Source organism: Saprospiraceae bacterium, from assembly GCA_016713025.1.
Lineage (GTDB): Bacteria > Bacteroidota > Bacteroidia > Chitinophagales > Saprospiraceae > OLB9.
Map to the genome: position 1 here is coordinate 812,999 of JADJPZ010000003.1, position 15,368 is coordinate 828,366.

At 39.3% G+C, this 15,368-nt stretch carries 12 protein-coding genes; 5 read left to right on the plus strand and 7 right to left on the minus strand.

The annotated features are described in order from the left end of the window. The first annotated feature begins 202 nt into the window (after positions 1-202). Positions 203-1,354, plus strand: coding sequence for a CotH kinase family protein (locus tag IPK35_06240; GenBank protein MBK8052874.1), 1,152 nt, complete (start codon positions 203-205; stop codon positions 1,352-1,354). Next, a complete protein-coding gene (locus tag IPK35_06245) occupies positions 1,342-1,815 on the plus strand; it encodes a T9SS type A sorting domain-containing protein (GenBank protein ID MBK8052875.1) in 474 nt (157 codons plus the stop codon). Before IPK35_06240 ends, IPK35_06245 begins: the two co-directional genes overlap by 13 nt. Here the strand turns inward: IPK35_06245 and IPK35_06250 are convergent, their stop codons facing one another. The 6 genes from IPK35_06250 to IPK35_06275 are packed head-to-tail and all read right to left on the minus strand — an operon-like array spanning position 1,816 to position 8,800. Further along, positions 1,816-3,585 carry an ATPase gene (locus IPK35_06250; GenBank protein ID MBK8052876.1) on the minus strand — a complete coding sequence of 590 codons (1,770 nt, stop codon included), beginning with the start codon at positions 3,583-3,585 and terminating at the stop codon, positions 1,816-1,818. It lies immediately after the preceding gene. A gap of 8 nt (positions 3,586-3,593) precedes the next feature. Further along, a complete protein-coding gene (locus IPK35_06255) occupies positions 3,594-4,193 on the minus strand; it encodes a V-type ATP synthase subunit D (GenBank protein ID MBK8052877.1) in 600 nt (199 codons plus the stop codon). A 53-nt stretch (positions 4,194-4,246) separates the two neighbouring features. After that, positions 4,247-5,569 (minus strand): V-type ATP synthase subunit B, encoded by a 1,323-nt coding sequence (locus IPK35_06260; protein ID MBK8052878.1) that lies wholly within the window; start codon positions 5,567-5,569, stop codon positions 4,247-4,249. 12 nt (positions 5,570-5,581) lie between these two features. Then, positions 5,582-7,360, minus strand: a complete 1,779-nt coding sequence (locus tag IPK35_06265; protein MBK8052879.1) for a V-type ATP synthase subunit A — start codon at positions 7,358-7,360, stop codon at positions 5,582-5,584. Further along, positions 7,357-8,193: a DUF2764 family protein gene (locus IPK35_06270; GenBank protein MBK8052880.1), complete on the minus strand. Its 837-nt coding sequence runs from the start codon at positions 8,191-8,193 to the stop codon at positions 7,357-7,359. Before IPK35_06270 ends, IPK35_06265 begins: the two co-directional genes overlap by 4 nt. Further along, positions 8,183-8,800, minus strand: a complete 618-nt coding sequence (locus IPK35_06275; protein ID MBK8052881.1) for a hypothetical protein — start codon at positions 8,798-8,800, stop codon at positions 8,183-8,185. The genes IPK35_06270 and IPK35_06275 overlap by 11 nt, the downstream gene beginning before the upstream one ends. Positions 8,801-9,105: 305 nt before the next feature. On the opposite strand from IPK35_06275, the gene IPK35_06280 reads away from it, so the two are divergent. Together IPK35_06280 and IPK35_06285 are read left to right on the plus strand one after the other, a co-directional pair. Beyond that, positions 9,106-9,561, plus strand: coding sequence for a V-type ATP synthase subunit K (locus tag IPK35_06280; GenBank protein ID MBK8052882.1), 456 nt, complete (start codon positions 9,106-9,108; stop codon positions 9,559-9,561). A 488-nt stretch (positions 9,562-10,049) separates the two neighbouring features. Continuing rightward, positions 10,050-10,544: a DUF1905 domain-containing protein gene (locus IPK35_06285; protein ID MBK8052883.1), complete on the plus strand. Its 495-nt coding sequence runs from the start codon at positions 10,050-10,052 to the stop codon at positions 10,542-10,544. Positions 10,545-10,729: 185 nt separating this feature from the next. Here IPK35_06285 and katG read toward each other — a convergent pair whose 3' ends face one another. Next, on the minus strand, positions 10,730-12,943 hold the full coding sequence (gene katG / locus IPK35_06290) for a catalase/peroxidase HPI (GenBank protein MBK8052884.1): 2,214 nt from the start codon (positions 12,941-12,943) through the stop codon (positions 10,730-10,732). Between the two features lie 317 nt (positions 12,944-13,260). Between katG and IPK35_06295 the strand changes: the two genes are divergently transcribed. Then, positions 13,261-14,688, plus strand: a complete 1,428-nt coding sequence (locus IPK35_06295; protein ID MBK8052885.1) for a sialate O-acetylesterase — start codon at positions 13,261-13,263, stop codon at positions 14,686-14,688. Positions 14,689-15,368: the final 680 nt, after the last annotated feature.

The following is a 15,368-nucleotide window of genomic DNA, read 5'->3' on the forward strand; positions in this document are numbered from 1 at the left end:
AAAATTTAACTCAAAGTTAAATTATTTTTTTAAATCTGTCAAGTATTTTAAGATAATATTAATAAAAAAACACGTTATCAGCTTCTTATGTTACTGAAATAATTATACTTAGTGTTAAATAAATGATTTATAGACATAAATATTTCAACTAAAAGTACTGATATGAGTAAAGACAGTGTACCTTTACATAAAAACAAAAGAAGTGAGATATTTTCACAGTGCAATGATACTATTGGCAAGCCTCTACAGTATGGCACAGGTCAATTTCACATCGTCCAATCTGCCCATCATCACCATCAACACCAATGGGCAGTCCATTTCTGATGAACCCAAAATAACTGCTGATATGGGCATCATCTACAATGGGGCTGGAGAAATCAACAGGATGATGGACCCAAAAAATAATTACAACGGAAAAGTGGGTATCGAATTAAGAGGTTCTACTTCACAGTCTTTCCCCAAAAAGCCCTACGGTTTTGAAACGAGAGATAATACCGGAGAAGACCTGGATGTATCCTTACTCGGAATGCCCAAAGAAAGCGACTGGACACTCAATGCTACCTATAACGATAAATCACTGATGAGAGACGGATTGGCTTATATTCTCGCCGGATCTGTCATGGAGTATGCACCAAGAGTCAGATACTGTGAGTTGGTACTCAACAATAGTTACATGGGTATATATCTCCTGATTGAAAAAATCAAAAGAGATAAAAGCAGAGTAGATATCTCAAAGATGGAAGTGACTGACAATTCAGGTGATGCGCTCACGGGTGGGTATATCATCAAACTGGACAAAACTACGGGTTCCAATAGCCGGTCAGGATGGTTTTCCAGGTACAAACCTTTCACGGGTGCACTGAAAAACACATACTTTCAATATGAATATCCTTCTGTAGACAATATTACCGATGCTCAAAAAAACTATATACAAAATCATATACATAATGTAGAGGATGTGATAGCAAGCAATGACTACAAGAATATCATCAGTGGATACCGAAAATACATTGATGTCAATAGTCTTATGGATTTTATCATCATCAATGAATTGACCAAAAATCCTGATGGCTACAGATTGAGTACATTTTTTTACAAAGAAAGAGACAGCGATGGAGGAAAGCTTAAATTAGGACCGGTATGGGACTTTAATCTTGGATTTGGCAATGTAGATTATTGCACTCAAGGGAATCCTGAAGGTCTGGTGATACAAGACTTCAACAAAGTATGTCCTAATGACGGATGGGTCATTCACTTCTGGTGGAAAAAATTTCTTGACGATCCGGACTTTTATGATAGCTTGAAAAGACGATGGCAACACTTGAGAAAAATCAGTTTTCGTTGGAAAAAATAAATCAAAAAGTAGACTCTATCTCATCCCTGCTTGCAGGACCGCAAGTTAGAAATTTTACTAAATGGCCTGTAATGGGCAAATACGTATGGCCCAACTACTATATCGGAAAATCTTACAACGAAGAAGTGAATTGGCTGAAATGGTGGATAGCCAACAGAATCAACTATCTTGATAATGTATGGTACATCAATGTCAATAACACGGATGAGCAAAGTACAGGCGAATTGACGATATTTCCTAATCCTGCTTCAGAAACTATTTCTATCACTATGGAGGAAGAAACTTCTGAAGCTCCAAAAGCACATTTGACAGACTGTCTAGGCAGGATTTATACTTTCAGTTTTATTGCAGGCAATCAAAATAATTTTGAAGCCGATGTGAGTCATCTATCGCCCGGTTTGTATATAGTCAACATTCAAACCGATAAAAAAACCTACGTAAAAAAGGTTTTAAAATTGTAGCTAAACTTTACCACCAAATGGTTTATACTCCTTGCCACCACCTGTAAACCCCGCATTTTTATAAAACTCCACAAAGGTAAGTCTGAGAGGATGAACAAATGCACCAAGCGTAGATATCATCAGATTGAGTCCATGCCCAAATATGAGAAATACAATAAATAGCACTGGCCCTATCCAGTCTATGCTCAACATTCTCAACGCAATGTCATTGACCACCAATCCCAGGATTGCTCCCGATATTCCCAGTGCAAATAATCTGATATAACTGAGCAAATCACCTACAAAACCTGTAATGCCATAGAGTTCCCATATTCCTTTACCGATATTGGGCAAAATCCCTGAATCAGGATCATTAAAAAGTAAAATAGAACCTATCGCGCCGTATATCACATACATCGATGCGGGTCCTGTCAACTTCAGAATAGACATATCTGCAATAGCAAAAAGCATGAATATCCAGGCCAAAGGGGTGACTGCATACTTCCAGCCGTATTGCTTGACTTTGTTGGCTATCTGTATACCAAGTCCAAAAATAATCTGTATAAAACCCAGAACCAATGCGAAATTAAATATCTGATTGCTATCCAGCATGATGTTGCGGAGGGAACCTAAAAAGGCAAATTTATCACCCAAAAGGTTCAGACCAAAAAAAGTGCCTGTGACGATGCCAAAAATCACAGTAGCTAAACCCAACCACTGACCAAGTGAAAGTAAAGAGTGCAATGCCCTATTGGCCCTTCTTTTGTACAATGTAGCCCCTATCAGGATCAGCAAGCCATAACCTGCATCTCCAAGACAGAGTCCAAAAAACATCATAAAGAACGGTGCAAAAAATGGAGTAAGATCCAGTTCAGAGTATGATGGGAAGCTGTATAGTTTGCCTATAAATTCATAAAGCTCTGAAAACCTGTTGTTTTTAAGAAATATTGGTGGATTATCTGTGGGTTTGACCGGTGTATGGATTGTTAGGATTTTTTCGTCTTCACAGTACTGTTGCAGGCTTTCTTCAGCTGAATCCGGCACAAAACCACTCAGCAACATGACCTTTTCATCATTGAGCCGCATGGATTGGTCATGGACTTCATGGATTTGCATCAGCGTATAGACTTCCTGTTCGTAATGCCTGAGACAATCAATTTCATAGTCATTCATTTCAGCCAGCTCATTGTTGATCTTCTGAAGTCTCTCAAGTATCTTGTCTTTATCAGCCATGAGTGTGACGACTGGCTGCTCCGGCCACGATTGCAGATCAGCTTTTATATCGGCAGTCTCTTCATTGTGCAAAAAGATGATAAAATAGATATGAGGACGTCTGACATTGATGATTTCAAGTCGATATTCTTTTGCCCATGATGGATCAAAGTCCTTTTCTGCACACGAAAACATGCAGGTATTGACCCCTGCAGCCCGCAGATTTTTTAGGGTTTCAGGACTGAAAAGTCCCCATGGTTCAGCATAAGTGATTGCTTTACTTACATTCTGGAGCTTCAGGTCAGATTGTTGTTTCTCGAGTTGAAGGTCGCTTATTTTGGTTAAGATATCTTCTGGCTTTTGGATGATATTGTCACTGTTGTACTGAAAATTTTCAATTTTATAGCTATGCAGATATTGGATAGATTCTCTTATTTTTTTGAGTTTATCCTTGAGTTCAACTACGGTTTGTGATACCATCACTTCATTCTGGATGATATGCAGGACGCCCAATTTTTTTAAGCCTTCAATAAAACCGGTATGATCTTTATGAAAAACAAAAAAATGATATTTTTTCATCGGGACAATCATGATTCCGTTGTATTTTGAAGTTTGTTTTTTAATATCTTTTGAGATGATTTAGCCAGATTTTCTTCATCTTCCATGAATCGTTTGATCTTCTTTATGGCCTGATCATACTCTGGAATTTGATTTTTTTCATATAGATTGACTTTTTGAGTCGTTTTTTTTCTTGCTTTGTCCAGCAGTAACATCTTACGAGTCAGAAATTCTTTGTCTATCACGATGGAAGATAAATTCTTCAATATTTCTATACCGTCACCATACCAGTGCGGCTTACTGAAAAGACCGAAATTTTTAATCTTAAAATGTATGTCCGCAGGTTTTGGGATTTTCACTCCGGCCAGCATGGTGGACTCGACGATTACATTTTCAACCTGTATAAGAGACATGTCAAAATCCTGCCAAAGTCCTGCCATCTCCCGCAGTTTGCTTTTTTCTGATTCTAAGACAAGATCTATGTCATGGATTTCATTTTTTGCCTTTTTTACTTCCAGTCTGAGAGCAGATTCTTTGTTTTTGAGTACAGGCAATGCTTTCAATCTGGTATCCATTTGTTTTTGGAGATACTGAAGCGATGTTTTATTATATTGAAAAATAATTGCCATTTGACACAAAATTTATTTTTAAACCAGAGCCTGCGATTCCATTATGATCATCATTATTTGGTTGGCCAGTAAAGATCTGTAAAATCCTTTTTGATGGCTACTTCTTCTTTGGAAAAATATACACTGAACAGTTCCCATGCTGTCGTCAGCATTTGTTCCGGATCGATATTCACATCTATAGCAAGCAACTTGTCGGCATACTCCCGTGCGAAGTCAAGGCATCTTTTGTCGTACGACGTTAGGTCAAACCCGTTTTCCTGTTTGGTCCGGGCATTGACCGCATCTGCATACAATCGGACAGCCGCATTCATGACCTGAGGGTGATCGGTTCTGGTTTTTTTACCGATGACGAGATTTTTAAGCCTGGAAAGACTTCTGAACGGATCTACTATCACTTTGCCTATATCTGTATTTCGTCTCAAAAACAATTGTCCCTCAGTGATATAACCCGTATTGTCAGGTATAGCATGGGTGATGTCTCCGCCTGAAAGTGTGGTCACTGCGATGATGGTGATGGAGCCTCCTGACTCAAACTGTACCGCTTTTTCGTACAATCTAGCCAGGTCGGAATACAATGAACCAGGCATAGAATCTTTGGAAGGAATCTGGTCCATCCTGTTGGATACTATACTCAAGGCGTCAGCATACAATGTCATATCGGTCAGCAAAACGAGTACTTTTTCATGTTTTTCCACTGCAAAATACTCTGCAGCGGTCAGTACCATATCCGGTATGAGCAATCGCTCTACAGGCGGGTCCTCAGTAGTATTGACAAAACTGATGATACGATGCAGTGCTCCTGCATTTTCAAATACATTTTTAAAATACAAAAAATCATCATTGAGCAATCCCATGCCCCCAAGTATGATTTTATCCGCTTTGGCTCTCAATGCCACCATGGCCATCACCTGATTGTAAGGCTGATCAGGATCGGCAAAAAACGGAATTTTCTGCCCTGTGACCAAGGTGTTGTTGAGGTCTATACCCGCAATCCCGGTAGCTATCAGTTCTGATGGTTGCTTTCTTTTTACGGGATTCACTGATGGGCCACCGATTTCTCTTTCTTCTCCATCTACTTCAGGACCACCGTCTATGGGTTTGCCGTATGCATTAAAAAATCTGCCTGCAAGATCTTCGCTGACTTTGAGTGTAGGTGGCTTTCCTGTAAATATCACTTCTGCATCTGTAGGGATACCTTCTGTACCTTCAAATACCTGCAGGGTGACTTCACTATCCAAAATCTTAACTACCTGTGCTGCTCTGCCATCCACAGTTGCCAACTCTTCGTAACCTACATTTTCTGCCCTCACTACGCAGGTAGCCTTGGTTATTTTTTCAAGTCTTGTATATATTTTCTTAAAAATTTGTGTGCTCATATTCAGAATCTTTTAAGATACTTTATTACAATCATCTACCAATGCCGCTATTTCTTTTTCAAAAGCTCCAAATGCTTCATTCTCAAATTCACAATAATTCATCTGTTTATATTTATCTATGATTTTTTTGAAAAAAGGCTGCACCTTGTCAAAGGAATCAAACAAAAATGGTGTCTCTGTAAGGTCAAGGACAGACTGAGTCATATATTGCTGCCTTTTCATAGGAGTACGTCCATCCACATGATCGAAAGCATCTTGCTGGAGCAGGACTGCATCTATCACTTCACTCTGCCAAAAAGTAGTATGAAAGTCAACGGAAACGCCATCATCTCCCAAAATATTGATTTGTTCTTTAGCTTCTCTGCCTCTGATCAGTTTATTTTTCAGTTTATTGACCATGTCGGACCATTGGGCAGATACTGTATCGGAAAGTGTCTTTTGAAATTCGGGATATTCTAAATATTTTGAATAACTATCTATGGGATCTATGGCAGGATAGCGTTTTGAGTCTGCTCTCTGTTGCGAAAGCGCATAAAAACATCTGGCTGCCTTCTTGGTGGACTCTGTGACAGGTTCTTTGAGATTACCACCTGCCGGAGATACAGTACCCATAAATGTGATAGAACCTATTTTCCCATTTTTCAGATATACATAGCCTGCCCGGCTGTAGAAATTGGAGATGGACGACGGCAAATCCATAGGGAAAGCATCGGGACCCGGTAGTTCCTCCAATCTGTTGGACATCTCTCTGAGTGCTTGCGCCCACCGCGATGTAGAATCCGCAAGTAACAGAATCTTAAGTCCCATAGACCTGTAATACTCTGCGAGTGTCATAGCACTAAACATCGACGCTTCACGTGCTGCTACCGGCATATTGGAAGTATTGGCTATGATGATGGTCCGCTCCATCAGCTTTCTGCCTGTCCATGGATCATCGAGTTCAGGAAACTCGGTAAATAAGTCCACAACCTCATTGGCACGTTCGCCGCATGCTGCTATGATGACGATATCTGCTTCTGCCTGTCGTGAGATGCTCTGCTGCAATACGGTCTTACCGCTGCCAAAAGGGCCAGGGATAAATCCTGTACCACCTTGCAGCATCGGATTGAGAATATCTATCGTCCTTACGCCGGTTTCCATCATTGTAAATGGTCTCGGCTTTTCTTTATACAAGGTTAGTGCTTTTTTTACGGGCCATTTTTGTACCATGGTGACAGAAAAATCTCTTCCGTCTTCATCAGTGATGACAGCGATGCTGTCCATTATGGTATAGTCTCCTGCGGGTGATATTTTTTTTATGATATAGTCACCTTCCAGCATGAATGGTACCATAATCTTATGCAGGATGCTGTTTTCCCGGACCTCTCCGATCCAGTCGCCGGCACTTACATTGTCACCCTCATGCAGGATGGGATTGTATGACCAGAGCCTTGACTCATCCAGGGTAGGCGTATAGTCTCCCCTTTTGATGAATATTCCTTCCATGGTATTGAGGTTATTCATCAGACCGTCATAATTGCCTGAGAGTAATCCGGGACCGAGTGTTGCCTCCAGCATATGGCCGGTAAATTCAGCGTCAGCGCCTATACTGAGTCCCCTGGTACTTTCAAATACCTGAGTAAAAGCTCGCTTACCTTCTGCTTTGATAACCTCAGCCATCAGGAGCGTACCGCCGGCATTAATATAACATATCTCATTCTGTGCGAATGGACCATCAGCTTCTATTATGACCAGATTGGAAATGATGCCTTTTACCTTGCCTCTTGTTTTGTCAGACTTTTTATATGTCATACTTCAAACTCTTTTGAAAATTTAATACTTTGTCCCATTTCAGTAATTTTTGAGGAGAACAATTGACTTCCTTTTTCATTGTTGTATTTCACCCATCTGTCAGTAATTGAAAATTTGATCACAAAACCTGCGATTTTATCAAAATCAAAATAAGAATATTCTGTCAACTCCTCAATTTTGTTCCACCTGATGAAATCAATCTGCTTTTCCAATTCGTAGTAATCCCTTTGTTCATGCAGTTTTATAAGCATATCTATATAAGGAAAATCATACCCCAGATTAAAATCGTAAGTCTTACCTGAACGAAGTTTGTCTGTCACTTCATTGTTGCCTACCAGCTGATGTTCAAGCGGATACCCATGGTAGCGTGCACTCAATGCTGCCAGAATATTTCGCAAATCTATCACAAACTGATACCACTCTCGCAAAAAACCGTTGGTATGAGCGAAGATATACTCAAAAAATCCTTCTGACAACCGATGTTCCCAGATATAGTCTTCCAGAAATAAATCCCCTTTCAGGTACCTGTCATAAAACTCATACAAATACACCGGAAAACCATTTTGCAAATCTTCAATCCCGTTTTTCAGCTCTTCAGGGCTATAGTTGGCTAAAGAATGCCAGGGCTTATTATTTCTGAAACAGAGATTCAGCAGATTCAGATTGTCAAAAGGCAGAAAAATGTATTCAAGTTGTTTTATATCATCAGGATGGAGTTCTTCTTTGATTTGCATCAGCATTTCATCAAAACCTATGAGGCCTGAGGTTTGCCCAAGGTAGATGTCAGGAAGACCCGTGACAAGATAATAATATTTCCTTTGATTAGCCAGCATCTCCAAATAATATACCGATGGTTTTGGGCCTTAAAAACTGGGAAAAAAAACTTGAAAAATCTTTTTCAGTAAATGAAATCAGATAATTACTCCCTTCAGGTGATATACGAAATCCACTATTCAGCTTATGTGAAAGTTCAATAATGATTTTATTACCAAATAGTTCGTGTATTTTTTTGGTGATGACATCAGTGGCATCCTTGTCCAGAGAATCAGGCAGGATCAGTTTGATACTTTCTCTATCTCCAGATGCGCCCCGCTGATCCATCATCAATTTTACCGTATCCAATATGAATTGTTGATCATTGACCAACTCTTTGAGAGGTCGGTCAGTGATACTCAAAGTGATCAGTTCGCCGATCTTTTGTTTAATGATATTGATGGCCTGATTACTTGCGTGTTTGATTTCTTCTCTGATATTGGATGAAACTTCTTCGGCATCCGAGGTCGCTTTGGAGATGATCATTTCGGCTTGCTTCTGAGCATCTGCCAGTAAGCCATCTGCTTTGTGTCTGGCCTCATGCATGATCTTTTCAGCTTCGTCTCTAGCTTTGACGACACCTTCATGATAGATTTTGTCTGTAAGATCTTTTATTTTGTCTTCCATAAAAAATTTATGTTACAATTAAAATCAAAGTACAATATTAAGGTTCGTTTTGAAAACTTCAGATGATAAAAAACATCTCTTAATGTAATATAAGTCATACTTTAAAAATGATAGTAAATAAAAATAATGTTGATTTTTGTATTTTATTTCAATGTCGTTTAGATAAGGAATTTTTCTTTGTTTTTACCTTATCTAAATCTTTCCCTTGCAAGGGAAAGACTTCATAAAGATGCCTCAACTAAACGACATTGATTTTATTTCGAATTTTATTTATAACTGTATTTAAAAATAAAAATGATCAAATCATGGGAGCAGCAATAATTCTGGCATATATGGGCCTGGCACTGATGATAGCCCTATCGGGTATAGGGAGTGCTGTGGGTGTATCGATAGCAGGCAGTGCATCTATAGGTGCCCTCAAAAAAAACAGCAACGCTTTTGGTAGTTACATGCTATTGAGTGCTCTGGCAGGTACTCATGGTCTGTACGGCTTTGGAGGTTTTTTTATCATCAATACCAGTGGTATACTCAATGATAATATCACTATGCTTCAGGGTATTTCTATACTCGCATGCGGTATAGCACTTGGCGTAGTATGTCTTGTATCTGCCATCAAGCAAGGCCAAATATGTGCTCACGGTATTTCGGGTATAGGTTCAGGATTTGACTTATTTGGCAAAACCATGGTACTGGCAGTATTTCCGGAACTATATGCCATTATCAGTTTTGCAGCGACTTTCCTGATTGTCTCAGGGTTGTAGTTCTCAGGTTTTTGACATGGGTGGAATAGGGAGGCGCAGATAATGAACTGTTTTCTTTTACACTGTGCTGTAAACTCTAAGAATTCAGGTACTATTACATCAAATTAGACTGCAAAAATTGTGAAATTTTCATTCAAACATTACCAATGATGAAGCGTGCATTTAGTTTTTATTGCCTTAATATACAATATTATGAAAATGACTTCTAAATAATCGGTTCATTTTGTTCAGCTACTCGACTATTAAAAAAGTTGTCAGGGAAGCTAAATGTGTTAATCATTTTATCGTCAAAACCCAAATCTCTTGATTTACACCTAAGTTAAACCATCTTGATTGTGGTGCTTCTTGGTACATAATGTTTGCGATTTTTGATGTGTCGGTCTTCAGGTTTCATACAGTTTTAGTTTATAAATCTTCATCAAAATAGAGTTTTTGGATTGGCTGGTAAAGAAATAAAATGATATCTTTGAACTATATTAATTATTAAAATGTCCAAATCATATCCGATCATCCAAGGCCAATTTGTCATTCAAAAGATGGACATGAAAGGTGGCTGGTCCTATGTACTACTCCCACCTGTACATTCCAAAACCGGGCTACCATTTGGATGGTTTGTGGTAAAAGGTTTTATTGACAGCTTTGAGATCAACCAATATAAACTATGGCCTACTGCAGATCATAAACTGTTCTTACCGATAAAAGCAGAAATTCGCAAAAAGATCAAAAAACAAGTTGGAGATACGGTACAAATCACCCTCTATGAAGATCACAGCGAAGTCGTCATTCCCAATGATTTTTGGTTGTGTCTCCTTGAAAGCCCGGAAGCACATTTCTATTTTGAAAAGATGTCAGCTACTAGTCAAAAGCAATACGTTGACTATGTTTATGGTGCAAAAAGCCTGGAAGCTCAAGCAAGACGAATGACTAAATCTATTGAAAAATTAGAGAAAGGACTGAAATATCATGAAAAGAATGAAGAATAAAAATCGACTTTATACCAAAAAAAATTTTATTGGATAAAAATTGCAATAACCTAGTGTTATGTTAAGGTTAAATCTTTTCCATTTGCTCTTCGTTGATCACCAAGTTGTTACCCTTGCTGAGAACACTAAAAGAGCAGCACATTTGAAAAATGAGCTGCTCTTTGTATAAAAATGATCATTAAAATCTAACTGATATCAAATCTGTCCAGATTCATAACCTTGTGCCATGCTGCTGCAAAATCGTGAACAAATTTTTCTTTGGCATCATCACATGCATAAACCTCTGCCAGTGCACGCAACTCCGTATTGGATCCGAAAATCAGATCTGCTCTTGTTGCAGTCCACTTAGCTTTTCCGGTTTTTCTGTCTTTACCTTCAAATATCTCTTTCTCATCAGACACAGCTGACCAACCGGTATTGTAATCAAGGAGATTGACGAAATAGTCATTTGATAGGGTTCCTTTTTTATGGGTCAGGACACCATGATTTGAATGGTCAAAATTGGTATCTAAAACGCGCATACCTCCTACCAATACAGTCATCTCAGGTGCTGTAAGTGTGAGAAGCTGTGCTTTGTCTATCAGCATATCTTCAGTGGAAGTCCTGACGCTATTCTTCCTGTAGTTTCTGAATCCATCTGCTACCGGCTCCAATACTGCAAAAGACTCTACATCAGTCATTTCCTGAGTAGCATCTGTTCTGCCGGGTGTAAATGGCACTGATACCTTCACTCCTGCAGCCGTAGCAGCTTTTTCGATAGCAGTACATCCTGCCAAAACTATAAGGTCAGCCATTGAGATTTGTTTGCCGTCCTTATGGGCATCATTAAACGATGTCTTGATGCTTTCAAGGGTATCGAGTACTTTTGTCAATTGTGTTGGGTTGTTGGCCTTCCAGTATTTTTGCGGAGAAAGACAGATACGTGCACCATTTGCGCCACCCCGTTTATCCGATCCCCTGAAAGTGGATGCTGAAGCCCAGGCTGTCGAAACCAAATGTGACACAGTAAGTCCACTTTCCATTATTTTATGCTTCAGAGCATCGATATCTTTTTGATCTACTAACTGGTATGTAACAGCTGGAACAGGATCTTGCCAAATCAGATCTACCGCAGGTACTTCAGGACCGAGATATCTTGATTTAGGTCCCATATCTCTGTGGGTAAGTTTATACCATGCTTTTGCAAATGCATCAGCGAATTCGTCCGGATTTTCAAAAAATCTTCTGGATATTTTTTCATAAGCGGGATCAAATCTCAATGCAAGATCTGTGGTCAACATAATGGGAGTATGTTTTTTTGCCGGATCATGGGCATCAGGAACCGTCCCTGCACCCATGCTGTGTTTAGGTATCCACTGCTGAGCACCTGCAGGACTTTTTGTAAGTTCCCACTCATATCCGAAGAGGTTCCAGAAAAAGTTATTGCTCCATTTGGTAGGTGTGGTTGTCCACGCACCTTCAAGACCACTTGTGATGGTATCTTCTGCATTTCCTTTGCCAAAGGTATTGTGCCAGCCTGTTCCTTGCTCCTCGATAGATGCGGCAGCCGGTTCTCTGCTCACATATTTGGATGGATCTGCGGCACCGTGGGTCTTTCCGAATGTATGACCACCTGCTATAAGGGCTACTGTCTCTTCATCATTCATCGCCATACGACCGAATGTCTCACGTATGTCTCTGGCTGCTGCGATAGGATCAGGATTACCATTTGGCCCTTCAGGATTGACGTAGATGAGACCCATCTGTACTGCTCCAAGCGGATTTTCAAGGTCGCGATCTCCTGAATATCTTTTGTCTCCGAGCCACTCTGTTTCAGATCCCCAATAGATATCTTCTTCAGGTTCCCATACATCTTCACGACCGCCTGCAAAACCAAAAGTTTTGAATCCCATTGACTCGAGTGCACAGTTGCCAGTCAATATCATGAGGTCGGCCCAGGAGATCTTATTTCCATATTTCTTTTTGATCGGCCAGAGTAACAATCGGGCTTTATCGAGATTGGTATTGTCCGGCCAGCTATTGAGTGGTGCAAATCTGAGTGTACCTGCTCCGGCTCCTCCGCGTCCATCATGAATACGGTAGGTACCGGCACTATGCCAGGCCATACGAATAAAAAACGGTCCATAATGACCATAATCTGCCGGCCACCAATCCTGAGATGTAGTCATAAGGTCGTAGATGTCTTTTTTGACAGCAGCGAGATCCAATGATTTAAATGCATCAGCATAGTTGAATTTTTCATCCATAGGGTTGGACAACGCTGAATTTTGCCTTAAGATGTTTAATTTTATTTGATTTGGCCACCAGTCCCTGTTGGTAGTGCCACCTCCTGCACTGCGCTTGAGCATGCCATTTGAAAACGGGCATTTGCTCTCGCCATTCACTTTATTGTTTTCCATTATCAGTTATTTTAATATTTTAAAGGATTTGCAAAAGTAAATAATTAAAAGTATCATTAAGTTTTATAAAAGTTATTTACCTATATAAATCTCTTATACTTGTGTATGCTTCAATAAAAAAAATGTTGAAGCAGGATAAAAATAATTGTGATCTCTGAGTTTTGACTGATGCAGATAGGCATTTAAAAAACAACACCAATGATGATAGAATTGTTTGAAGATGATTTGAAAAAAAGAGCGGAATAATATTTAACTTTGAGTTTATTGTGAAATTTCAAAAATATTCAATCTTTAACTTTAAAAATAAATATAAACACATGTCAAAATTAACTCAACCGAAAAGTCTCTTAGCAATTTTATTTCTGATACATTCATATGTCATCAACGGTCAACTCAGATTGCCGGCATTGATGTCATCTGGTATGGTCCTGCAGCAGAATGATACAGTCAGTCTGTGGGGTTGGGCTAATCCAAGTGAATGGGTTTATGTCAAACCAGGTTGGAGCAATCATAAAGATTCAGTAAAAACGGACAATGGTGCCAAATGGCAAATCAAGATTAAAACTCCCAATGCAGGCGGACCTTTCGCTTTACAAATCTATACATCAAAAGTAAATATTAGCTTGTCAGATATTATGATAGGTGAAGTATGGGTATGCTCAGGCCAGTCCAATATGGAATGGAGTTATCAACAGGGTCTCCAATCTGTAAAAGAAGAATTACCTACGTGCTACAATAATCGGATAAGATTTTTTAATGTGCCCAAGATGACTTCTGATCATATACAGAACGACATTCATGGCAAATGGGAGGTCTGTGATTCCAATTCGCTAAAGTGGTTTAGTGCTGTAGGTTATTATTTTGGCAAAAAACTCAACAAAGATTTGAATGTTCCTATTGGGTTGATCAATGCCAGTTGGGGTGGCACACCAGCTGAGCCATGGGTGCCCGCAACAGCCATAGAAAGTGATCCCGTACTTTCGTCTGCTTCAAAAAAATTAAGTGCTTTTGAATGGTGGCCTCACAAGCCCGGCAAATCATACAATGCTATGATAGCGCCACTCACCAAATTTAACATAGCAGGAGTCATCTGGTATCAGGGCGAAAGCAATACCAAAACGTATGATACCTATCATCAGCTCATGACTACATTGATTGATCAGTGGAGAGCGGCATGGAAAAAAGACATTTATTTTAATGTGGTGCAGATAGCACCATTCAAATATGGCAATAAAAATATAGGTGCTCTGCTACAAGAAGCCCAACTAAAATTATTGACTCATCCCAAAACCGGCGTAGTGGTCATCACCGATTTGGTGGACAATATCAGGGATATACACCCATCCAACAAATATGATGTAGGTGCTCGTCTTGCGCAGTGGGCACTGGCAGAAACTTATCACAGAAAAGGAATAGCTTACAGAAATCCACTCTTCCTTTCAGCAAAACCATCAGGTACAAAAATGGAACTTACTTTTGAGCATTGTCCTGATGCGTTCATCTCCAAAGGAGAAAAGATCGCAGGATTTTATATCTCGGGTGAACAAGAACATTGGTATGCGGCTGAAGCTAAAATAACGGGAAATAAAATTTTCGTATGGAGCGATAAAGTTTTCTCACCGAAACATATCAGATATGGATTTGGCAATACGATCATAGGCAATGTATTTTCAAAAGATGGTCTGCCTCTGGCTCCATTCCGTACTGATAAGTGGTCAGTGGATCAGAGTGAGGAGAAGGAATAGATTTGGTCTTTTTTAGTCTCACCCTATGGGCCCGTGACTCCGATCATATTATTTATGAATCCAGCTTCATCCCGTTGGACAGTCATCCTACAGGATAAATCTGGACAAGTTTTATAATTCATTAGTTCTACTTTGTCACCTTCAAAAATCTAAGTCAATTACATTTTCATCATAATGTAATCAACCGGAAATCCAATGTCGTTTAGTTAAGGCATCTTTATGAAATCTTTCCCTTGCAAGGGAAAGATTTATATAGGGTAAAAACAAAGAAAAACTCCTTAACTAAACGACATCAACCGGAAACCTGATATTTTTTCATTGTTAAAGATTCCTAATAATGGCGACAGAATTATTTTAATAATAAAGACATGTGTATCATCGTCTTTAGAAAAATAAATTCTCGTCGGTATAAATGATTGGGTGAATTAGAGTCACAACTGTTGGGTTAATCCAACAGTTTCCAATAAATCTGAAAGTCAGTATAAATCTGATAACTGTTAGAAAATGCGATGATCACACCCGATGGTCGCAGTTTGCAACTGCGATCCTGTTAATGATGAATCAGTCTAATGCCTGACAGGCTTAAGTTCATTAGCAGCATGATCATTATATCCAATCCTAAACATATCACTGAAAATAAGCTTCAATTTTGCAGGTTCCGGCCTTATAGATTATCTTTG